This is a genomic window from Halorubrum sp. FL23, from assembly GCF_052439115.2.
Taxonomy (GTDB): Archaea; Halobacteriota; Halobacteria; order Halobacteriales; family Haloferacaceae; genus Halorubrum; species Halorubrum persicum.
On the sequence record NZ_JBQVRO020000003.1, the window covers coordinates 153,541 to 174,859 of the forward strand.

Consider the following 21,319-nt stretch of genomic DNA (forward strand, 5'->3'; position numbering starts at 1 on the left):
CGCAACTATTTCGTCCGGGAGCGAGTGGCACCGAGATCGGTTCGCTCGCGGTGGACATTCCCAGTTCGAGAGGTCAGCAGGCACGTCAGCGGGCACGTCACGACGGCGCGGATATATCCCCGCTCGGCACGTATCGATCCGCAATGGCACGCAGCGCGGCGAGCGACCGCGGGGGACCCCGCGAGCGCGACGGCGCCCGGTCCGGCGACGCCCCGTCCGGCGGAGACCCGGCGGACGCCTCCCCGCCGGCACTCGCGATCGAGGGCGTCTCGAAGCGGTTCGGCGACGGCGACGACTCGGTGCTCGCGGTCGACGACGTCAGCCTCGCCGTCGAGCGCGGCTCGATCGTCGGCCTGCTCGGCCCGAACGGGGCCGGCAAGACGACGCTGATCAAGTGCGCGCTCGGGATCGTCCTCCCCGACGCGGGGTCGGTTCGGGTGTTCGGCACCGACGTCGGCGACGGGCGACGGGCCGCCTACGCCGACGTCGACGCGATGCTGGAGGGTGCGCGCAACGACTACTGGCGGCTCACCGTCCGCGAGAACCTGCGCTACTTCGCGACGATCGCCGGCGTCGATCCGGACTCGGTTCGGGCCCGACACGACCGACTGCTCGACCGCCTCGAACTGACCGAGAAGGCGGATACGCCGGTCCGAGAGCTCTCGCGGGGGATGAAACAGAAGGTGTCGCTGGCGAGCGTGCTGGCGGGCGGCGCGGAGCTCGTCTTCCTCGACGAGCCGACGCTCGGACTCGACGTCGAGAGCTCCCGGACGCTCCGCCGGGAGCTCCGGCGGCTCGCCCGCGAGGAGGGGCTCACGATCGTCCTCAGCAGCCACGATATGGGCGTCATCGAGGACGTCTGCGACCGCGTGGTGATGATGGCGAACGGGCGGATCGTCGCCGACGACACCGTCGCGGCGCTCCTCTCCGGCACCGACCGCGACGTCATCCGGGTCGTCAGCGCGGACATCGACGACGCCGTCGTCGCGACCCTCCGGGACCGCTTCGACGTGCGGGCGGTCGAAACCGGGCCCGGCGCTGACGCCGCCAGCGTCGAGGTCGCCGCCGCGGGCGACGCACTGTACGACCTCATGGACGCGCTCCGCGAGGCGGGCGTCACGGTGGAGGACGTTCGGACCGTCCGTCCAGAGCTGGAGGACGTGTTCGTCGACCTCACCGGGATGGAACCGGACGGGCGAGGGAAGGCGCCGTGACGGGCGGCGAAGACCCCGCGGCGCGGACCGTCGCCGACCCAGACGACGAGCCCCGACCGGCCACAGACGACGAGCCCCGACCCGCCACGTACTACCACCTCGCGCGGGCCGTGCTCTACCGCGAGTACCTGATCTTCGTCCGGTATCCGGCGAACGCGATCGGGGGGATCGTCGTCGCGCTGTTCTTCTTCGGCGTCCTCTTCTACGGCGGGCGGCTGCTGGCCGGACAGGCGCTGACGGACTCGCTGTCTGGGATCATCGTCGGCTACTTCCTGTGGACGCTGTCGGTCGGCGCGTACTCGTCGGTGTCGAACGACATCGGCAGCGAGGTGCAGTGGGGGACGTTAGAGCGGCACATCACCACGCCGTTCGGCTTCGCGCCGGTCGCCCTGCTGAAGGGGGTCGCGAAGGTGGTCCGGACGTTCCTCACCTCGGCGGTCGTGCTCGCCGTCATGCTGGTGTTGACGGGGACCCGACTCAGCCTCGACCCCTTCACGGTCATCCCCGTCGCGGGGCTCGCGGTCACGTCGGTGCTGGGACTGGGGTTCGCCGCCGGCGGCGTGACGGTGCTATACAAGCGGATCGGGAACTGGCTGAACCTGCTGCAGTTCGGGTTCGTCGCGCTGATCTCGGCGCCCGTCCTCGACGCGCCGTGGACCCGAGTCCTCCCGTTGGCCCACGGGAGCGCGATGCTCCAGCGCGCGATGGTCGACGGCGTCCGGCTGTGGGAGTTCGGCGTCGCCGACCTCGGGCTCCTCGTCGGCGTGGCCGCCGGCTACCTCCTCGGAGGGTACGTCGTCTTCCACTACGCGACGCGACGGGCGCGGCGGCTCGGGGTCCTGGGCGACTACTGACCCCCGCGTCACCGACCCTCGCCCGGTTCGGCGGCGAGCGCGGCGTCGCGCAGCTCTCGGCACCGGTCGCCCGCCACCGTCAGCTCCGGGACCGGCGTCGGGTCCCCGTCGGCGTCGATTGCGACGAAGACGAAGTACGACTCCGTCGTCAGCTCGCGCTTGCCGGTCCGAGGAGACTCGCGGAACGCCCGGATCCGCGTGCGGAGGCTCGTTCGCCCGACCGCGTACACGTACGACTCGACGATGCAGGTGTCGCCCTGCGGCACCGGTCGCTTGAAGTCGAGCCCGTTGATCTTGGCCGTGACGCACGTCTCGCCGGCGGCGCGCATCGCCGACATCGCGCCGATCTCGTCCATCCACTTGACGACGTTGCCCCCGTGGGCCGACTCGTAGTTGTTGGTGTGGGTCGGCTGGACGCGCTGTCGGTTCTCGATGTACGTGTCGCTGACGCTCGGCATGCCCGTTGGTGGCGCGCCTGCGGGAAAAGCCCGCCCCAAGATCGGCTCCTGACCGACTCCTGACGGACTCCAGACCGACACCAGACCAGCACCGAACCTGTTCCTAACCCGCCCCCGAACCGGACCGAACCATCGATCCGCCGCCGCTCGCGGCTTCATCCACGGCGTTATCGGAACGTGTGATTTCGCCTTTAATCCGAAGTAGGGGAGCTTTCTCGGGGTGCGTAAGCAATGCTGAAATCGATCACCACACGGTACGGGGGCGGGTCGGGGCGGCGGTCCGCCTGACGCTCGCCGTGACCCTCGGATTTATCGCCCTCTTCGCGGGCCACGTCGCCACGGTCGGGACGGCGACGGCCGCGACGGCTGCGCTGACGTCGACGGCGGTCGTCGTCACGCTGAACCTCGGCCTGCTGGGTATCGTGCTGGTCGGCAACGTCGCGGTCGAGCTCCGTCGGCTGACGGAGACGTCCGAGGCGGTCGGGCGGGGCGAGTTCGACGCCCGCGCGACCTCCGAGCGGACCGACGAGTCGGAGCGGGCTCAGTCGGAGGCGGAGACGGCTCCGAGGAGACGAGCGAGGGCGGGGAACGCGGGGCCGGGCGTACGGAACCGGAAGCCGCGCCGACGGCGTCCGACTGATCGACCGAGGCGAAGCCCCGATCGGACGACCTCGTCTCTGGTCGAAACATCGAGCAGTTCTGCCGCCGAACACCGATCGTTCGTTGCCGTTTTCGCAGAACGATAAAGCCGCAACAAGATATTTATACTCGCGTGGCATTGTTTAGCATGCATGTCTAGTAGTGCACCCAGCGCGGACGACGACGTGTTCGACGAGTTCCTGTCCGACCGCGGCCACGAGACGGAGATCGCACGCTGGGAGCGATCCTATAACAAACTCCAGTGTCCGGAGTGCGGTGCGCTACACCCGGAAGGAACCGCGCAGTGTGACGTGTGCGACTGGCGTCCGACCTGACGCCAACGGCGTCTCACGGCCGGTTAGCGCTTTTCTTTCGAGGTAAATAGGCGGCAGCATTATGTGGTATCAATCGATAGTGGCGAGTATGCCGACCTGCCAGAACTGCGGTTCGTTCGTCACGACCGACTACGTTCGGGTGTTCACACCGAACGAGGTCGATCGGCCCCGAGTCTGCCCCGCTTGCGAGGATCTCGTTCGCGACGGCGCCGACGTGCGCGAGGCGCGTGCGACGCGAAGCAACTGAACGCGCCGTCCGCAGAAAGTACGTCGACATCCCCGCCAGCGAGCGCAGAAACGCGCCGATCCCGCGTGTGCTCCGGTACGGCCCGAGCCACGGCGTTTAAGGAGAGTCGGGATCTGGAGTAGATAATGACCGATCCCACGGTGACGCGACTGTTCGGCGGTCCGGGCAGCGGGAAGACCACGGCGCTCCTGGATCGCGTCGAGGGGATCCTCGACGACGAGGACGCCGACGTTCGCGACGTGCTCGTCGTCTCGTACACGCGCGCGGCCGCCGCAGAGATCCGCGAGCGACTCGCCGAGCGGCTCGACATCTCCCCGCGGAGCCTCCAGGGGAACGTCTGTACCATGCACGCGAAGGCGTACGAGCTGCTCGATCTCTCTCGCGGTGACGTGGTCGGCGAAGACGACAAGGAGTCGTTCTGCGAGGAGTACGGCGTCGAGTTCGAGGACCAGAACGGCGGCGCCGGGCGCCGGACCGCGCGGTCGACGACGATCGGCAACAAGATCATCGCCACCTCGCAGTGGCTCCAGCGCACCGAGCGCGACGTCTCCGACTGGTACGACGTGCCCTTCCAGTGGAACGTCGAAGAGGTTCGGCTCCCGCCCGAGGAGGACCCCAACGCCCAGCAGGGGAACAAGTACACCCCGACGTGGCCCTCCGACGACGACCGGATCGACATTCCCGAGACGATCCGCGCGTGGCGCGGCTACAAGGGCGACCACGACCTTGTGGGGTTCGCGGACATGCTCGAACGCGTCGCGCAGCGCTCGCTGGTGCCGAACGTCGACTACCTGATCATCGACGAGTTCCAGGACATCACGACGCTGCAGTACAACGTGTTCGAGGAGTGGAAACCCCACATGGAGAAGGTGCTCATCGCCGGCGACGACGACCAGGTCGTCTACGCGTGGCAGGGCGCCGACCCCGACCTGCTCCTCGACACCGACGTCGACGAGGACGTGGTCCTCCCGAACTCCTACCGGCTCCCCTCCGAGATCCTGAACGTCGTCAACGCGGAGATCCGCCACATCGACAAGCGGCAGGAGAAGGACCTGCACCCCCGCAAGGAGGGCGGCACCGTCGAGGCGATCGAGTCGCCGTCGATGCTCGAACTCGTCCGGAACGTCCGGTACACCGTCGAGGACGACGAGGGGAGCGTGATGTGTCTGTTCCGCGCCCGCTATCAGATGTTCGACTTCATCGACGAGTTCATCGACCACGGGATCCCGTTCACGATGCTGACCGACGGTCGGATGTGGACGGATCGGGTTCGGGACTACGTCAGCGCCATCGAGAAGGCCGACGCGGGCGATCCCGTGAACGGCTTAGAGGCCCGGCGGCTCGCCGACATGCTGCAGGACTCGGCGTTCGGTACCCACGAGCGCGACGAGTTCTACGACTTCCTCGACGACCGCGAGGAGGCGGCCGACGCCGACGACATCGCCCAGATCGACGTGACGACGGACGAGCTCGACGAGTTCATACCCTTCATGCCGGACGCCGCGAGCGCCGACGACATGGTCCGGAAGGTGACGAGCTTCCAGCGGAAGTCGATGGGCGCCTACTTCGATGGCGAGTACGAGGGGATGGATCCGACCCGCGTCCGCGTCGGCACCATCCACTCCGCGAAGGGCCGCGAAGCCGACCACGTGTTCGTCGCGACCGACCTCACGGAGAAGGTCGTCGAGCAGATGGCCGCCTCCATCGACGACCCGACCGACGTGGACGGCGTCGAGGAGTTCACGAAAACCACGAGCCCGGTCCCCGTCCTCACCGACAACGAGCGCCGGGTGTTCTACGTCGGGATGTCCCGCGCCCGCGAGCGGCTCGTGATCATGGAGAGCCTCATCAGCGGGGCGCCGACGCTCCCGATCAGCGTGCTCCTGTTCAACGAGCTCCGCGACGAGCCCCCACAGGAGCTCGTCGAAGAGGTGCAGGCCGAGCTGGCCGTTCCCGAACCCGAGCCGTGAGCGACGGGGAGGGAAAGGGGGACGACGGGGCGGACGGCGACCGTGAGGCCGGTTTCGGCTCCCCAGTCGACCCCGAGCAGCGCCGCCCGCTCCGCACCGATCTCACGCCGATCGTCGAGGCGGTCAGGACCGCGGACGCCGACGCTTTCGTCGCGGTCGGCGACCGCTTCGACGACGACCTGCGGTACCTCACGCGCGTCGTCGGCCCAGAACGGGAGTACGCGCTGGTGGTCGTCCCGGGCGACGGCGGAAGCGACGCCGACCGGGCCGTCCTCTGTGTCCCCCCGCCGTTCCGCGAGCAGGCCGAACGGGAGTTCGTCGCCGGTGCTCGGAGCCGACGTGACGGTGACGGCGAGTTCCACGACGGCGTCGCTCGCGAGGTGCGGATCGAGGGCGCCGACGACCACGCGGGCGAGCGCGCCGCGGCGGTCGTGCGCGACCTGCTCGGGGGCGCCGACGACCAGACACTCCTCGTCCCCGCGTCGATCCCGCACGACGCGGCGGTGTACCTCGAACGCGCCGGCAACGAGCTGGCATCGACCGACGCGGTCGCAACGGCGCGGGCGCGGAAGACCGACGCAGAGATCGATCGACTGCGCCGCGTCCAGCGGGCGGCGGTCGCGGGGATGGCGCGCGCAGAGACCGTGTTGGCCGAGAGCGAGGTCGTCGAGGCGGGACCGGCCGAAACCGGGGACGCGGACCACAGACCCCCACTTCGCTGGGACGGCACCCCCCTGACGACGGAGCGCCTGCGACGGGCCGTGAACGCGACGCTCGCCGCTCACGGCGTCCGGGACGCCGGCGACACCGCGATCGGCGTCGGCCCGTCAGCGGCGGACCGCCACTACGTCGGCGACGACCCGATTCGCCCCGGCAGGACGGTCCTGATCGCCATCTCGCCGCGCGGGCCCGACGGATACCGCGGCGAACTGACCCGGACGTTCGTGGTCGACGGGGACGGCGGCTGGGGCCGGCGGGCGTACCTCGCGGTCGAGTCGGCCCGGGACGTCGCGCTCGGCGAGATCGAGCCGGGCGTTCCCGCGAAGACCGTCCACGGCGAGGCAGCCGCCGAACTGGGCGCGTACGGGTTCGACCCGAACGCGGGGGAGAGCGAGGCGGGGTTCACACACGACGCCGGCCACGGCGTAGGCGTGAGTCGCCGCGAGCCGCCGTCGCTGTCGGGGGGGGCCGAACTGCGGCCGGGTCAGGTCGTCGCGGTCGGACCGGGAGTGTACGACCCGGGCATCGGCGGCGTCCGACTGGGAGACCTCGTCACCGTCACCGAAGACGGCTGCGAACCGCTGGCCGAGTATCCGCTCGGGATCGTGCCGCGGGAGCGCGGCGGGTAACTACGGTCGATCTTCGAGCTATCGGCGCTGCTCGTCGCCGCGCTCGTCGCCCCGGAGCCGTTGCGGTAAGAGCCCGGAGAGCAGCCGCCGGAGGATCTCGGTGGGGTCGAGGAAGTACTGCGGGAGGACGACCATCGCGATCGCGACAACGAGCAGGCCGGCGCCGAGCGCGACCTCGCCGGCGATCAGCCGGAAGACGGCGTAGTTCCCGAGCGGGATGGCGAAGACCAACGAGGCCGCCAACCCGATCATGTCCAGCAGTCCGAGTCGCATCGATGTCCCGTTGGCTCTCGGGGGTCAAAAGGGGCGCGGGACGCGGCGAGCGGCGGGCCACGCGTCGGTAAACGGGCGACCGCGCAGCCCGGAACGGCGGCGCGAAGCCAGAACCGATAACCGTCGCCCGCGCCCAGTTCCGGTATGTTTACCGGGATCGTCGAGGACACCGGAACCGTCCGCGCGCGGACCGAGACCGATGACGGGCTCCGCCTCCGGATCGCCGTCGACGGGTTCGACGACCTCCACCACGGCCAGTCGATCAGCGTCAGCGGGGTCTGTCTGACCGTCGAGGCGTACGGCGCCGCTGACACCGGCGACGACGACTGGTTCGACGTGTTCCTCGCGAGCGAGACGGTCGAAAAGACGTACCTCGGCGACGTGGAGGAGGGCGACGCGGTCAACGTCGAGCGCGCGATGCCCGCCGACGGGCGGTTCGACGGCCACGTCGTGCAGGGGCACGTCGACACCGTCGCCGAGGTGAGAGCGATCGAGCGCGTCGGCGAGGACTGGCGGTTCACCTTCTCGATCCCGGCGGGCCACGGCGACTACCTCGTCGACAAGGGGTCGGTGACGCTCGACGGCATCTCGCTGACGGTCGCGGAGAAGCGGGCCGGGGAGTTCGACGTCGCGATCATCCCGACGACCTACGAGCTGACGACGCTCTCCGAGAAGTCGGTGGGCGACCCGGTCCACCTCGAAGTGGACGTGATCGCGAAGTACGTCGAGAGTATGGTCGACGGATACTGATCCAGCCGGCAGCGCACGCCGGTCCCGACGCGTCCGACGCGTCTGCCCGAGCTACGCGTCCTTCGCGCCCTTCACCGTCTCGCGGACCGCGTCGACGCCCTCGTCGTGGAGGAGGTCGCCGACGACGATCACGTCGCTGTGGGCGGCCATCTCGTTGGCCGACTCGTAGCCGTGGATGCCGCCGCCGTAGAAGAGCGTGGCCTCGTCGAGCGCGTCGTGGGCGGCGGCGACCTTCTCCGTGTCGCCGAACATGCCCGAGTACTCGACGTAGACGATCTCCTGGCCGAACATGCGCTCCGCTACCTTCGCGTAGGCCGCCACGTCGTCGGCGCTGAGGTCGCAGTCGGCCTCGGTCAGCTGGGCGACCGACGCCTCGGGGTTCATCACGATGTACGCCTCGGTGTGCGTCCGGCTCCAGTCGAGGTCGTCGATCCGCACCCACTCCTTGTGCGCGCCGGTGATCCAGAACGGGCCGCCGGCGTTGAACACCGTCGGGATCAGGTACCCCTCGAGCGCGGGCGAGTCGATAACGACGCCCGGGTTCGACGGCTCCTGATACAGCGGCACGTCGTACTCGGCGGCGGCGTCGACGACGCGGGTCATCTTCTCCGCGGTGACGTCGAGGGTCCCGCCGATCTCGATCGCGTCGGTCCCGGTCCGGCAGACGTCCTCGAAGGTGTCGTTCCCGTACAGCTCCTTGTCCGGGTCGACCTTCAGCACGTGGTCCCAGTCGTCCCACGGGTTGTTCATCGGAAACGACTCCAGCGGGCGGAACCAAAAAGGTGCGGAACCTGTCTCGCCGGCGCGGTCGACGCCGCCGGTCCGCGCGACGAGGGCTCAGAGCAAGTCGTCGAGCTCGTCGTTCTGGAACGCTTCGGCGGGGTCGGGCTGTCCCTCGGGCTCGTCGCGGACGGCCTGCCGTGCGCGTTCGAGGAACTCCTCGACGCGGCGCGAGCGCTCGACGCCGCCGAGGAGGACCAAGGCGGCCACCCGATCGGAGTCGAGCGGGAAGTCCCCGCCGCGCACCTGCATCGAGCCGGTCTCCTCTTGGAGCCACTTGCGCGCCTTCTCCGCGCCCTTCCGGGAGATCCGCTCGGGGTCGCCCGCGATGGCGACCAGGGCGGCGTCCGCCTCGGTCGCGTTGGGGAGCGACATCCCCGTCATCACCGCGCTCCGGACCGTGCTCATCACGGTCGTCACGTTCTCCTCGGGGTCCGCGGCGGCGGGCGCGGACGCGAACCCGGCCGCGGCCATGCCGCCGGCGCGCAGCGTGTTGATCACCTCGCTCGTGTCGACGACCGACTCGGCGACCCCCTCCACCGACTCGCCGGCCGCGAGGAGGAGCCCGACCCGCTTCGCCATCGAGGCGTTGATCGCGGCGTAGCCGCCCTCGACCGACTCTCCCGAAGAGCGCCACGCGTCGTTGTCGAGCAGGAGTGTCGCGTCGGCCTCACGGACCAGCGTCTTCAGCGACCGTCCGGCGTTCACCTGGTACATCGCCCCCTCGTCGCGGCCGGGGAGGATCCCGACCGCGTACACCGGGATGTCGTACACGCGGCTCAGCTCGCGGACGAGCACCGGCGCGCCGCCGGAGCCGGTGCCGCCGCCGAGTCCCGCGACCACGAACAGCGCCTCCGCGGCGGCGTTCACCTTCGGCGCGAGCGCGTCGAGCACCTCGACGGCGTCTTCCGTCATCACTTCGGCGCCGAGCTCGTTGTCGCCGCCGACGCCGTGTCCGTTCACCCGAGACTGACCGACGAGGACCGTGTCGAGCGGGAGGGGATTCAGGTCCGCCGACGCGGTGTTTACTGCGAGCGCGTCGAGCACCGCACCGTAGCCGGCGTCGGCGTCAAACTCAGCGAGCGCGGTCGTGAGCTTCCCGCCCGCCTGTCCGACGCCGAGGAGGACCGCTTTCATGATCGTAAGATAACCGATCACGTGGTAATACCTTTTCCCCCGATGTTTAAGTAGAGAACTGCGGCCAATCGGCCGCGTGACCGACGACACGAGCGACCATGACCGACCGATCGTCGACGCCGACGAACCGTCCGAGACGGCGAGCGACGGGCGTTCGGAACAGCCACGGGCTTCCCACCGATCCGACCGCACGCCGGGCGAGACGGCCGAACGGGGCGACGACCGCGTCGAAGAGCGCCTCCGCGCGGTCGAGCGCGCGCTCACCGAAACCGACGACGCGGTCGCCGACGTGACCGACGAGGCGACCGCGACCGCTGAGCGAGCGGAGCTGTCGAAGCGACTCGACGACCTCGAGGGCCGCGTCGAGGAGTTGGAGGCGGCGACGCAGGCGATCAGAGGCTACGTCGGATCGGTCCGGGCGGTCAACCAGTCGGTCGAGCGCCGCGCCGATCTGGCGCTCGCGAAGGCGAGCGAGAACGGCGGCGTGGCCGCGGACGACGGAGCGACCGCGAGCGACGGCGAGGTCGCGAACGCGAACGAGGTCGGAGACACGACCGGCAGCGGCGGGCTCGACGGCGGCGTCCCCAGCGAGACCGATCTCGATACCGCCGTTCCAGCGGACCGGCGCCGAGGAGCGGGGGCGGGAGCGCCGGCAGAACCGGGAGCCGATCGGCTCGAGACGGACGAGGAGAGCGCGGACGACTCGTGGGGCTCCGGCGCGCTGGATCGGCTCCGTGACTCGCTGTAACCGACTCCGTGTCGCGGAGGCGAGCCGGTGATTCGCGTCGTTCTCACGGTCCTCGTCGCCGTCGCGCTCCTCGCGGTCTCGATGCCGGCGCTGGAAGACGCCCGCGCCGTGACGACCGACGAACGGCTCGAGGCCGAGTCGGACCGCGTCGAGCGGGCGATCGGGGGGCTCGCATCCGGGTCGATGAGCGTCTCTGACCCGTCGCTGGCCGCCCGGACGACGGTGACGGTCCGTGCGCCGAGCGGCGTCGCTGCCGCGCGGATCGACCGGCTCGCGCTGGTCGAACCGGAACGGCCGGGGGACGAGTCCGGCGCCGCGCTTCGGTATCGGATCGGCGGCGGACGCGACCGGACGGTCCGGATCGCTCCCGAGGCGGCGGCCGCGAGTGTCGACGTCGTCGACGGGCCGATCGCGCTCCGGACGCGCGGCGAGAGCCGTCTGGAACTCCGGCTCGTCGACGACGAGGGCCCGACTGTCGAGATCTCGCGACTCGAGTGAGGGTTTATACGTGATACCGAGGGCACGCCCGCCATGAGCTTCGATCTTCAGTCGCTGTCTCCGCTCGACGGCGACGCCGCGCCGCTCCGCTCGCTTCCGTGGGGCGGCGGCGACGGTGACGACTGTCGATGCGAGCCGTCGTTCAGAGAGCCGGCGGGGACCGGCGTTGAGGGGCGCGTGGTTCTCGCGGTCGACTCCGACGAGTGCCCCGGACGCGGCGACCTCGCCGAGAGCCCCGACTGCCTCGCGACCGTCGTGGAGGCGCTGACCGAACGCGACGCCGACGTGGTCCGGACGCGTCACGCCGGTCGGGAGCGAACCTACGCCGGCCGGGCCGCGGCGTGTCTGATCGCCGCCGGGCGGTTCCGAGAACAGGTCGGGTTCCACGAGACGCGGCTCGCGGAGCGGGTGACTCGCGAGCCGGTAGCGGCGGCGCGGGAGGCGAGCGGCCGTGAGGGGTCGCCGAAGCGAATCGCCGCGGAGACCGGGTTGATCGAGACCGTCGCGAACGCAGGGGAGGTCGACGACGTGATCCGTGCACACTCCGGGCCGACGATCGCGGCGACGCGCGTCGCGTCGGCGCCGCCGCCGGACGCGGCGCTCGTGGACCGGTGGGAGATCGACACCGGCGCGACCGTGCGGCTGTACGAGGGTGCGGGGCCGCTGCGGACGTACCACCTCACCCCGCCGTCGACGCGGCTCGACGACGGGGCGGTCGAGCGCCTCGCCGCGGCCAAGGACCGACTACTCGACGACCCGACCGGCGGCGACAGGGCGCCCGGTCGGGCGGTACGGTCGGTCGCGGCGGCGGGCGATCCGATCTCGACGCTGGTCGACGTGCTCCGGCGGCACACCCGTGGGTACGGCGCGTTCGAGCACGTGTTCGCCGACGAGCGCGTGAGCGACGCGACGCTCTCGGCCCCCGTCGAGGAGAACCCGCTTCGAGTCGTCGTCGACGGAGAGCGCTGTCGCACCAACGTCAGGCTGCCGCCCGAGGGCGCCGCGACGCTGGCGTCGCGACTTCGACGGACGAGCGGGCGGGGGTTCTCCCGCGCGAGTCCGACGCTCGACGCGACGATCGAGACCGAAGCCGGTCGCGTGCGGGTCGCGGCGACGACGGGCCCCGCCAGCGACGGCCTCTCATTCACGTTCCGTCGCGGCGACCCGGACGCGTGGACCCTCGCGCGGCTCGTGGACGTCGAGACGATCACCCCGGCGGCCGCCGGGCTCCTTTCGGTGGCGGTCGAGCGGGGCGTAACCGGGCTCGTCGCCGGCGGCCGCGGCGCGGGGAAGACGACCGCGCTCGGGTCGCTGCTCTGGGAGCTGCCCGCCGAGGCGAGATCGATACTGATCGAGGACACCCCGGAGCTGCCCGCCGGAGCGGTGGCCGCGGCCGGACGCGACATCCAGCGACTCCGCGTGGGCGACGGCGCCGAACCGTCGCCGAGCGAGGCGGTTCGGACCGCGCTCCGGCTCGGCGGCGGCGCGATCGTCGTCGGCGAGGTCCGGGGCGAGGAGGCGGCGGCGTTGTACGAAGCGATGCGCGTCGGCGCCGCCGGCGAGGCGGTCCTCGGGACGATCCACGGCGAGGATCCCGACGCGGTCCGAGAGCGTGTCGTCAGCGACCTCGGCGTCTCCCCCTCCTCGTTCGCCGCGACCGACCTGATCGTCGTGCTCGACGACCACCGCGTCCAGACGGTCGCAGAGGTCGTCGAACACGACGGATCGACCTCGTTCGAGCCGCTGTTTGAGCGAACCGGAGCGGGACTGACTCCCACCGGGCGGATCGATCGCGGAGAGAGCCGGCTCGTCGAATCGGTCGCCGAGACCGGCGAGTCGTACGCAGCCGTCCGCGAAGCCATCGATCGACGAGCGAACAGCATCGGGGAGGCGGCGAGAACCGGCCGGATCGCGCCGGAACGCTACGTCGGCCGCGACGGGACCGGTCGGCCGAGAGGCGGCGATGTCGCCGGTGGCGACCGATGACCGGGCCAGACGGTGATTGTGACGGGAGGCCGCGACGCAGTCCGGGGGACCACGAGGAAGGATCGGCGGAGCTCCGTCGGGCGGTGGCGTTCCTCGGGTGGGAGGCGACGAGCTCCCGGGTGATCGAAGCGGGATACCGGGCGGGGGTGGGAGTCGGCCTCGCCTGCGCCGTCGTCATCGCGTTCGTCTCCGGACCCGTTCCGGGACTGCTGTTCGGGCTGGCGGGCGGTCTGGGCACCGTACACGCCGTCCATCGCGGACCGGTGTGGCTCGCCTCGCTCCGCCGGACAAGAGCCTTGGGGGCGGCGCCCGGGCTCGTCGGGCGCCTCGTGTTGCGGATGCGGTTGGATCCGTCGACCGAGCGCGCCGTTCGGTTCGCCGCGCGGACCGGCGACGGGCCGCTCGCCGAGGGGCTCGCCCGACGCGAGCGAGCGAACGCCGACGGGCCGACCAGTGGACTTCGGGAATTCGCCCGCGAGTGGCGGCCGTGGTTTCCGGCGATCGATCGGGCGGCGGCGCTCGTCCGGACGGCGGCGTCGGCGCCGCCAGAGCGTCGGGGTCGGTGTCTGGACCGCGCGCTCGACGCGACGATCGCCGGAACGACCGATCGGCTCGCCGCCTTCGTCGGCGAGGTCCGGGGTCCCGTCTCGGCGCTGTACGCCTTCGGAGTGTTGCTCCCCCTCGCGCTCATCGCCCTCCTTCCGGCGGCCGCCGCGGCTGGCGTCCCGATCGGTCCCGGGATCGTCGCGGCGCTGTACCTCGGCGTGTTACCCGCGGGACTGCTCGCGGCCTCGGCGTGGCTCCTCTCCCGGCGTCCGGTCGCGTTCGCGCCGCCGAGCATCGGTGGGGACCATCCGGATGTCCCGGAGAGGGGGATCCACGCCACGGTCGCGGGGGCGGGAATCGGGGCCGTCGCCGCCGCCGTCGCGGCGCGGGTCGCCGCCGGATGGGCCGCTCCGATCGCGGGAATCGGCGTCGGCGCCGGCGTCGCGCTGTTCGTCGCCGTCCGCCGTCGCAGAGCGGTGCTGTCGAACGTTCGAGCCGTTGAGCGCACTCTTCCGGACGCGATGACGGTGATCGGCGGCGACGTGGCCGAGGGCGTCGCCGTCGAGACCGCGATTGCGCACGCCGGCGAGCGGCTCGACGGCGCGACCGGCGAGCTGTTCGAACTCGCCGGGCGACGGAGCGAGACGCTCCGCGTCGGCGTCCGAGAGGCGTTTCTCGGCCGCGGCGGCCCGGCGGTTCCGGTGCCGTCGCCCCGAGTGAAGGGCGCGGTCGCGCTGCTTTCCGTCGCGGCACGAGAGGGGCGTCCGGCGGGCGACGTGTTGCTCGAACTCGCCGACCAGCTTGAGGACCTCCGGGAACTCGAGAGCGACGCGCGGCGACAGCTCGCGACGGTGACGGGAACTCTGACGAACACCGCCGCGGTGTTCGCGCCGCTCGTCGGCGGAGCGACAGTTGCGCTCGCCACCGGTATCGACACCGTCGACGCCGGCGGACTGGGCGCCGGAGCGGCGGCCGGGGCGGACGCTCTCAGTACGGGCGGCGTCGACGGCTCCGGTGCACTCGGCGCCGACACGGGCGGAGGCGGCGCAGGGTCGAAGTCGGGTACCGGCGGTGCGCTCTCGATACCGGTGCTCGGGCAGATCGTCGGCGCGTACGTGTTGATCCTCGCGGCGCTCCTCACCGGGCTGGCGACCGGTCTCGAACGGGGGTTCGACCGGACGCTCGTCGCCTATCGGGTCGGGATCGCGCTCCCGACCGCGACCGCGACGTACCTCGGCGCGTTCCTCGGCGCCGGGTTGCTGCTGTAGCGAAACGGGAAGTGCGCCGAGGCCTGCGGACGAGCGTTTAAGTGCGAAGCCGCGGCCAGCCGGCCCGTGTTCGAGACCCATCTCGACGCCACGTACGCGTGGCTCGGTCTGGCGCTAGTGAGCGTCGCGGCTGTCGGCGTCGTCGCCGCGCTCCCTGCCTCTCCGCCGCCGGACGCGAGCGGCGTCGCGCACACGATCGATTCGGTCGCCGCCGGCGAACACCCCGCGACGGCGGAACACGGACTCGCCGCGGACCGCATTCGTCTCACCGACCGTTCGGTTGCGCTCGGCGGCGAAGGCGGGGCCGCGCGGGAGCCGCTGCGCGCATCGCGGATAACCCCGGTTCCGGCGGAGCGACACGGAGCCTCGGACGCCGACGGGCTCCGGCGAGTGCTCGGCGGCGTCCCGCCCGACGCCGCGTTCGACGATCCCGAGGCCTTCGCGGCCGCCGCCGAACGCGCCCGAGCGAGAGACGACGAGTGGCGTCCGGCACCGGATCGGCTGACGGTGAGACGCGTTCACTACGGAGGAGTACGTGTCACGCTCGTCGGGTGAGGGGTTCCTGCGCGGGGACCGTGCCGCAGTCGAACCGCTCGCCGCGCTCGTCGCCGTGCTCGCGGTGGGCGCGGCGCTGGGAGTGTACACTGTCGCACTCGACGACGCGGCGCCGGATCGGGAGCGCCCGACGGCCGAAACGACGCTCGATCGGGTCGAGCCGGTGGTGACGAGGGGCGGCGTCGTCGAGCCGGAACGGCTGCGCGGTGTCGATGAGTTCCGATACGCCGCGACCGTCACGATCGAGGCCGACGGGAAGACGTGGCGGGTCCGGTCGGGTGACAGGGCACCGGCGCCGACGACCACCCGGCGCACGGACGCGGTCGCGGTCGCCGAGCGGACGGTAACGGTCGGCGTCGGACCGGGGCAGAACGACCGCGGAACCCTTCGGGCGGTGGTGTACCGATGACGAGCACCGTGCTCGACGTGACGGTGCTGCTCCTGTGCGTCTCCGCGAGCGTCGTCGCGCTCGGTGCGGTCGGGAACGACCCCGCGGCGGCGGGACCTCGAGCCGCCGAAGTCGCCGATCTGGTCGCGACGGAGACGGTGACGGTGACGTACGCGTCGGACGAGGCGCCGAACGGGACGCGAACGATTCACGCGACACGCGCAGAGCTGGTGGCGCTGGTGGCGACCGAACGCGGAGGAGAAAGCGAAGAGCGCGCGCCGAGAGGGACGTTCGAATCCGAAGCGCTAGCGGCCGTCAAGCGAGGCATCGGTCCGCGAACGCGGATCGACGCGGAGGGAGGTGCGGGAGCGTCAGACGGCGCCGCGAGCGAAAGCGAATCGGGGGACCCGTCGACCGCGTCCGTATCGTCGGCGTCGATCGCCGTCGGGAGCGAACCGCCGCGGAGCGCTGACGTCACGGTCGCGGTGATCGCGCATCCGGTACCGAACGACTCGGGAGAGACCGAAACAGTCAGGATCGTGATCAGGAGGTGGTGAGCGTGGGAACGCGATCGGGCGAAACAGACGCCCCCGGATCCGGTCCGCGATGCCGATCCTTCACCGTCGACGAGCGCGCACGGGTCCCGTTCGCGCTGATCGGCGTGCTCCTCCTCGTGACGAGTTCGACGTACGCCGCGGGGATCGCCGATCAGGGGCTCATCAGCGAGGACCGAAGCGTGGAGCGCGCCATCGAGCGCGTCGACGCCGATTCGACCGCCGCGCTCAGGGCCGCGGCCCGTCGGGCGGCTCACGACGCGGCCGCGGAGCCGGTGACGCGGGCGCCAGACGAGGCGACCACTGGCCCGGGAGACGGACACGCCACGACCGCGGTCAGAAACGAGTCCGCCTTCGAAGACGCGTTCCGGATCCGGCTCGCGATCGCCGGTGCCGAGGCGCTGTCGGCCGTCGACGCCGAAGTCGGCGGCGTGAGGGCGTCGGCGTCGCTTCCGGCGGTAGACGATCCCGAGGAGTTGGCGGCGGCGAGAGGCCGGATCCGCGTCGAGCCCGCAGCGAACGGAACCGCGACGCGCGTGACGTTCGAGGACGTGGAGACGACCGCGACGCGGAACGGGCGAACGGTCGTCGAGCGAACGGAAGACCGGACGGTCGTCGTCGCCGTACCGACGCTCGCGGCCCACGAGCGGACGGCGCAGTTCGAGAGGCGGCTCGATCGGGGGCCGGCCGAGGGGCCGGGGCTGGGGCGTCAGCTCACCGCGAGCCTCTACCCGATGACGTGGGCGCGCGGATACGGCCAGTTCGCGGGGGCGCCGGTCGAGAACGTCCTCGCGAACCGCCACGTGGAGCTGTCGACGAACGCGGGGATCGTCCGGACGCAGCGGGACGTGTTCGGCGCGAGCGATCCGAACGCACGCGGTGGGGTGGCACGGGCGACGGCGCGAACCGGAGTCACCGACCTGCTCAAACCGACCGGCGTCGACGAGGGATCGTGGACGGAGGCCGTGCTCAGCGCCCCGACACCGGGAGAGAGCGACGGCGCGGGAAGGAGCCACGGCTCAGCCGAGAGCGGCGATCTGGCGCCGCAACCGAGCGAGGACGCCGCGTTCGAACCGCCGGGAGATCCGACGGACGAGCGAACGTCGGTCCCGGTCGGCCGCGCGGCCGACGAGGGGGCGACCCGCGTCTACGACGATCTGGACGCGATCATCGAGGACGCCTACCGGGTCGAAGCGAGCGTCGAAACGTCGACGGCGCTGGTCGTCGACGGCGGGCGTCCGACGCCACCGTCACCCGCTGCACCGGAGTCCACGACGACCGGCGGCTGGGACCGCGTCGACCTGACACGGACGGAACGGTCGCCGGTCGTCTCCGGGAGCGGCGTGCCGGAGGGCGTTCCGTCGGGGACGGTCGACCCCGGCGAGCGCGTCTCGTTCGGCGTCGCGACCCGCGAGGCGACCGTCGAGCGCGTCGCGATCGCTGAGTGGGAGCGTGTGACGATCCAGCGTGGACCAAACGGAACCGTCGTCGACGAGCAGGTTCACCGGACGACCACGCGCGACGCGGTGACCGACCGCTACCGGGTGCGAGTGTCGGTGTCAGGGGAACACGCTCCGACCGACGGGGCGCCCGACCGGGCCGCCGCGACGTTCGGCGCGGGCGACACCACCGACGGACCGGACCTGCGCGACGCGCCGTCGGCCGCCCGTGCCGATCTCGGTGTCGACACCGACGGCGGCGTCGACCGGATCGCCGAAGAGGCGGTCAGCCGCGGGGCGGTCCGCGATTCGACGACCGTCGTCGGCTCCCGATCGGCCGGCGATCGGGACGCCGTCGCGGCCGAGGTGGCCGCGCTCGCGAGCGACGTTCGCGACATCGAGACCGAGGCGTCGATGGAGAACGCGGCGGTCGGTGAGGCGGAGCCGTACGCCGACCTCGCTCGCGCGCTCCGCGACCGACGCAGTGCTCTCGTCGACGCGCCGGCGACGTACGACGGCGCCGTTGATCGGGCGGGGACCGCCGCCCGCGCCGCGTACCTCGACGCCGTGATCGACGAGCTCGAGGACGCTGCCGACGACCGCGAACGCGCGACGAACGGGTTCCTCGACCGCGTGAACGGCGCGTTCGACGGCCCCGACGTGGGCGACGCGCTCGCCAGCCGCGAGGCCGCCCGCGACCCCGGAACGTACGCAGTCGGCGCGGACGGTCCGGGTGGGGAAGTGACGTTCGCGCCGCGCGGGTCGCCGGGATACCTTCCGCGGACGACCGTCGACGGAGAGTCGGTCAGCGGCGTGAACGGAACGACGACGCGTCCGCTCGCGGTTCGCAACGTGAACTACGTCACGGTGCCGTACGGGGAGGTGTCGAGCGGCGTCGTCGACCGGATTCTCGGCACCGAGAACACGGTGCGGGTCGGGACCGCCGGTCGGTCGCTCCGCCTGGCGAACGAGGCGCTGGCGGTCGGCGACGACCCCGATCTGCGGGCGGATCGGGACGCGCTCGCCCGACAGATAGACGGATCGCTGGCCGAGGTGGACAGGGAGCTCGAAGCGGCGATCCGGGTCCGGACCTCGCTGTCGCGCGACGAGCGGCGCAGGGCGCTCGACGAGGCCGCAGCGAGCTACGGGACGACGGGCGAACGCGCCGTCGCCGTCGGCAACGGCTCGTACCCGGAACGGGTCGCCGCCGAGGCCGCGAGCGTCGGGTCGCTGTCGCCGGCGGCCGAGGAGGCGCTCGCCGCGAACCTCCGCGTCGCGACTCGGACCGCAGCCGGGAGAGACGCGGTTCGGGTCCCGACCCGGTTCGTCGACGACACGACGAGCGGCGCGCGAGTGCTACTCAGAGACCGGCTGGAGAAGGCGATCGAGCGAGAGGCGGCGCGAGCGGGCGAGGCGGCGGCCGGAACGGTGAGCGAGAAGGCGGTCGAGGAGCTGGGCGAGGAGTGGTCGCTGAAGCCTGCGCGGACCGTCGGCGCGGGGCTTCCGGTCGCGCCCGTTCCGGGGTACTGGGTGACGACCGTGAACGCCTGGCGGGTGCAGGTCCGCGGAGAGTATCCGCGCTTCGCGCTCCGTGCCGACGTGGGAACGCCCGGCGAGCGCTTCGCGTACGTCCGGAGCGAGGGCGACGTGACCGTCGAGGTCGGCGGCGAAACTGTGCAGCTCGGCGAGACGGACCCGGTCGCGTTCGAGACCGAAACGGTGGTGGCCGTCGCGGTCCCGGCCGGTCCGCCCGGCGTCGGCGACGTTGACGGAACTCGCGACGAGCGATCCGAGGGGTGGCCGTGCCCCGGCGCGATGGGGGAGCCGTCACCGAAAGGCGACGGGGGCGGGAGCTGTGCGGAGCCGTGACCCGACCGCAGCCGTTTTGAGACGCGACGACCGAGTGCGACCATGTTTCACGAGGTCGTCGTCGACGGCACGACGGGAGCCGAGAGCGGCGCGGACGAGGTGACCGCGGCAGCCCTGCTCGCGTCGTTCGAGACGCTGGTGAGCGAGGCGGCCGCGGAGGCCGAACGAGAAGCGCTCGCCGAGGAGACGGGACTCGACGAACCGACCCTCGACGCCGCCCTCGGCGGTGACGTGGCGGAGATCCGGTTCGAAGACGCGGCCGCGATCGTCGCCCTTCCGACCGATCGCGACGGCGACGCAGTCGTCGCCGAGGTCCGCGACCACCTGCTGATGGGGATGGCGACCGCGGTGCTCGACGTCGACTCGATCGCCGCCGCGATCGACGCGGATCTCACGGGACAGGAGGTCCAGCAGGCGCTCGAGGGGCGCGCCGCGATGACGCTCGGCCAGCTGGCGGAGATCATGGCGGTCATCGAGCAGCGGAAGCCATGAGAGTCGTCGTCGTCGGCTGCGGCTACGTCGGCCTCGAACTCGCCCGACAGCTCGCGGAGCGGGGACACGCCGTGACGGGGGTTCGGCGATCCGACGCCGGGATAGACGCGATCGGATCGGTCGGGGAGCGCATAGACGGCGAGGGGGACGCGGAAGGCGAGGGGCGGGTGGACGCCGTCCGCGCGGACGCGACGGACGCGGCGTCGCTCGACGCGCTGCCCGACGCCGACGCGGTCGTGTTCGCGGCCAGCTCCGGCGGGCGTGGCGCCGCGGCCGCCCGCGAGGTGTACGTCGACGGCCTCCGAAACGTGATCGAGGCGTACGGCTCGCGCGGGTCTGCTCCGGACAGACTCGTCTACACGTCGTCGACGGGCGTGTACGGCGACCACGGCGGCGCGTGGGTCGACGAGGAGACACCGATCGAACCCACGACCGAGAAGACCCGCGTCCTCGCCGAGGCGGAGCGGACCGCGCTGGAGACGGCGGCCGAGTTCGGGATCGACGGGACGGTCGCGCGCTTCGCGGGGCTGTACGGACCCGACCGCTACCGGCTCGACCGCTACCTCGACGGCCCGGTCACGGCCGGCTACCTCAACATGGTCCACCGCGACGACGCCGCCGGGGCGGTCCGATACCTCCTCGAAACCGACCGCGCACGCGGTGACGCGGTTCTGGTCGTCGACGACGAGCCGGCCGACAAACACGCGTTCGCCGACTGGCTGGCCGACGCGTGCGGCGTCGCGCGGCCCGAAAAGCGATCGAAGAGCGAACGGATCGCCGCCGGGGACCTCTCCGAAGCGGCCGAACGGCGGATCCGGACGAGCAAGCGCTGCTCGAACGACCGCCTGCGGGCGCTCGGTTACGAGTTGGCCTATCCGACCTTCAGAAAGGGGTACTGCGACGCGGTGCGGGCGTTCCGAACGGCGGACGAGTGATCCGTCCGACCGGCGCGGCCGGCTTCGCCCCGGTC

At 71.7% G+C, this 21,319-nt stretch carries 21 protein-coding genes and 1 pseudogene; 18 read left to right on the plus strand and 4 right to left on the minus strand.

The window, feature by feature from the left end:
- Positions 1-143 precede the first annotated feature (143 nt).
- Positions 144-1,214, plus strand: coding sequence for an ABC transporter ATP-binding protein (locus ACT4MF_RS04915; RefSeq protein WP_099254265.1), 1,071 nt, complete (start codon positions 144-146; stop codon positions 1,212-1,214).
- A complete protein-coding gene (locus ACT4MF_RS04920; protein ID WP_099254266.1) occupies positions 1,211-2,068 on the plus strand; it encodes an ABC transporter permease in 858 nt (285 codons plus the stop codon). Before ACT4MF_RS04915 ends, ACT4MF_RS04920 begins: the two co-directional genes overlap by 4 nt.
- An 8-nt stretch (positions 2,069-2,076) precedes the next feature.
- Here the strand turns inward: ACT4MF_RS04920 and ACT4MF_RS04925 are convergent, their stop codons facing one another.
- Positions 2,077-2,526 carry an acyl-CoA thioesterase gene (locus ACT4MF_RS04925; RefSeq protein ID WP_444681911.1) on the minus strand — a complete coding sequence of 150 codons (450 nt, stop codon included), beginning with the start codon at positions 2,524-2,526 and terminating at the stop codon, positions 2,077-2,079.
- Between the two features lie 231 nt (positions 2,527-2,757).
- On the opposite strand from ACT4MF_RS04925, the pseudogene ACT4MF_RS04930 reads away from it, so the two are divergent.
- The 5 genes and pseudogenes from ACT4MF_RS04930 to ACT4MF_RS04950 form a co-directional block, all read left to right on the plus strand.
- Positions 2,758-3,089: pseudogene (locus ACT4MF_RS04930) on the plus strand (methyl-accepting chemotaxis protein); the annotation flags it as partial.
- Positions 3,090-3,317: 228 nt separating this feature from the next.
- Positions 3,318-3,500, plus strand: a complete 183-nt coding sequence (locus ACT4MF_RS04935) for an HVO_0416 family zinc finger protein (RefSeq protein ID WP_099254268.1) — start codon at positions 3,318-3,320, stop codon at positions 3,498-3,500.
- Between the two features lie 88 nt (positions 3,501-3,588).
- A complete protein-coding gene (locus ACT4MF_RS04940; protein ID WP_008002314.1) occupies positions 3,589-3,747 on the plus strand; it encodes a DUF7563 family protein in 159 nt (52 codons plus the stop codon).
- A gap of 125 nt (positions 3,748-3,872) precedes the next feature.
- Positions 3,873-5,717, plus strand: a complete 1,845-nt coding sequence (locus tag ACT4MF_RS04945) for a UvrD-helicase domain-containing protein (protein WP_099254269.1) — start codon at positions 3,873-3,875, stop codon at positions 5,715-5,717.
- Positions 5,714-7,066, plus strand: a complete 1,353-nt coding sequence (locus ACT4MF_RS04950; RefSeq protein WP_444681912.1) for a M24 family metallopeptidase — start codon at positions 5,714-5,716, stop codon at positions 7,064-7,066. Before ACT4MF_RS04945 ends, ACT4MF_RS04950 begins: the two co-directional genes overlap by 4 nt.
- 18 nt (positions 7,067-7,084) lie before the next feature.
- Here the strand turns inward: ACT4MF_RS04950 and ACT4MF_RS04955 are convergent, their stop codons facing one another.
- Positions 7,085-7,339 carry a DUF7533 family protein gene (locus ACT4MF_RS04955; protein WP_099254270.1) on the minus strand — a complete coding sequence of 85 codons (255 nt, stop codon included), beginning with the start codon at positions 7,337-7,339 and terminating at the stop codon, positions 7,085-7,087.
- Positions 7,340-7,483: 144 nt separating this feature from the next.
- On the opposite strand from ACT4MF_RS04955, the gene ACT4MF_RS04960 reads away from it, so the two are divergent.
- Positions 7,484-8,089 (plus strand): riboflavin synthase, encoded by a 606-nt coding sequence (locus tag ACT4MF_RS04960; RefSeq protein ID WP_099254271.1) that lies wholly within the window; start codon positions 7,484-7,486, stop codon positions 8,087-8,089.
- Between the two features lie 51 nt (positions 8,090-8,140).
- Here the strand turns inward: ACT4MF_RS04960 and ACT4MF_RS04965 are convergent, their stop codons facing one another.
- Positions 8,141-8,839, minus strand: coding sequence for a phosphoglycerol geranylgeranyltransferase (locus ACT4MF_RS04965; protein ID WP_099254272.1), 699 nt, complete (start codon positions 8,837-8,839; stop codon positions 8,141-8,143).
- A gap of 87 nt (positions 8,840-8,926) precedes the next feature.
- The gene (locus ACT4MF_RS04970) at positions 8,927-10,006 is read right to left on the minus strand and encodes a tubulin/FtsZ family protein (RefSeq protein WP_444681913.1); all 1,080 of its coding nucleotides are present in this window, start codon (positions 10,004-10,006) and stop codon (positions 8,927-8,929) included.
- 76 nt (positions 10,007-10,082) lie between these two features.
- Here ACT4MF_RS04970 and ACT4MF_RS04975 point away from each other — a divergent pair, with 76 nt between their 5' ends.
- The 10 genes from ACT4MF_RS04975 to ACT4MF_RS05020 all read left to right on the plus strand — a co-directional run bounded on the left by ACT4MF_RS04975 (position 10,083) and on the right by ACT4MF_RS05020 (position 21,284).
- On the plus strand, positions 10,083-10,754 hold the full coding sequence (locus ACT4MF_RS04975) for a DUF7310 family coiled-coil domain-containing protein (protein ID WP_444681914.1): 672 nt from the start codon (positions 10,083-10,085) through the stop codon (positions 10,752-10,754).
- A 27-nt stretch (positions 10,755-10,781) separates the two neighbouring features.
- On the plus strand, positions 10,782-11,252 hold the full coding sequence (locus ACT4MF_RS04980) for a DUF7311 family protein (protein ID WP_444681915.1): 471 nt from the start codon (positions 10,782-10,784) through the stop codon (positions 11,250-11,252).
- 33 nt (positions 11,253-11,285) lie between these two features.
- Positions 11,286-13,238, plus strand: coding sequence for an ATPase, T2SS/T4P/T4SS family (locus ACT4MF_RS04985; protein WP_444681916.1), 1,953 nt, complete (start codon positions 11,286-11,288; stop codon positions 13,236-13,238).
- A complete protein-coding gene (locus tag ACT4MF_RS04990) occupies positions 13,235-15,052 on the plus strand; it encodes a type II secretion system protein (protein WP_444681917.1) in 1,818 nt (605 codons plus the stop codon). Before ACT4MF_RS04985 ends, ACT4MF_RS04990 begins: the two co-directional genes overlap by 4 nt.
- A gap of 66 nt (positions 15,053-15,118) precedes the next feature.
- On the plus strand, positions 15,119-15,607 hold the full coding sequence (locus tag ACT4MF_RS04995; protein WP_444681918.1) for a DUF7283 family protein: 489 nt from the start codon (positions 15,119-15,121) through the stop codon (positions 15,605-15,607).
- Complete coding sequence (locus tag ACT4MF_RS05000; RefSeq protein WP_444681919.1) at positions 15,588-16,016, plus strand: DUF7285 family protein; 429 nt, start codon at positions 15,588-15,590, stop codon at positions 16,014-16,016. The genes ACT4MF_RS04995 and ACT4MF_RS05000 overlap by 20 nt, the downstream gene beginning before the upstream one ends.
- Complete coding sequence (locus ACT4MF_RS05005) at positions 16,013-16,552, plus strand: DUF7284 family protein (RefSeq protein WP_444681920.1); 540 nt, start codon at positions 16,013-16,015, stop codon at positions 16,550-16,552. Before ACT4MF_RS05000 ends, ACT4MF_RS05005 begins: the two co-directional genes overlap by 4 nt.
- Positions 16,546-19,857, plus strand: coding sequence for a DUF7286 family protein (locus ACT4MF_RS05010; protein ID WP_444681921.1), 3,312 nt, complete (start codon positions 16,546-16,548; stop codon positions 19,855-19,857). The genes ACT4MF_RS05005 and ACT4MF_RS05010 overlap by 7 nt, the downstream gene beginning before the upstream one ends.
- Positions 19,858-19,899: 42 nt before the next feature.
- Positions 19,900-20,349: a DUF5791 family protein gene (locus tag ACT4MF_RS05015; RefSeq protein ID WP_099254282.1), complete on the plus strand. Its 450-nt coding sequence runs from the start codon at positions 19,900-19,902 to the stop codon at positions 20,347-20,349.
- On the plus strand, positions 20,346-21,284 hold the full coding sequence (locus tag ACT4MF_RS05020) for an NAD-dependent epimerase/dehydratase family protein (RefSeq protein ID WP_444681922.1): 939 nt from the start codon (positions 20,346-20,348) through the stop codon (positions 21,282-21,284). Before ACT4MF_RS05015 ends, ACT4MF_RS05020 begins: the two co-directional genes overlap by 4 nt.
- Positions 21,285-21,319 lie beyond the last annotated feature (35 nt).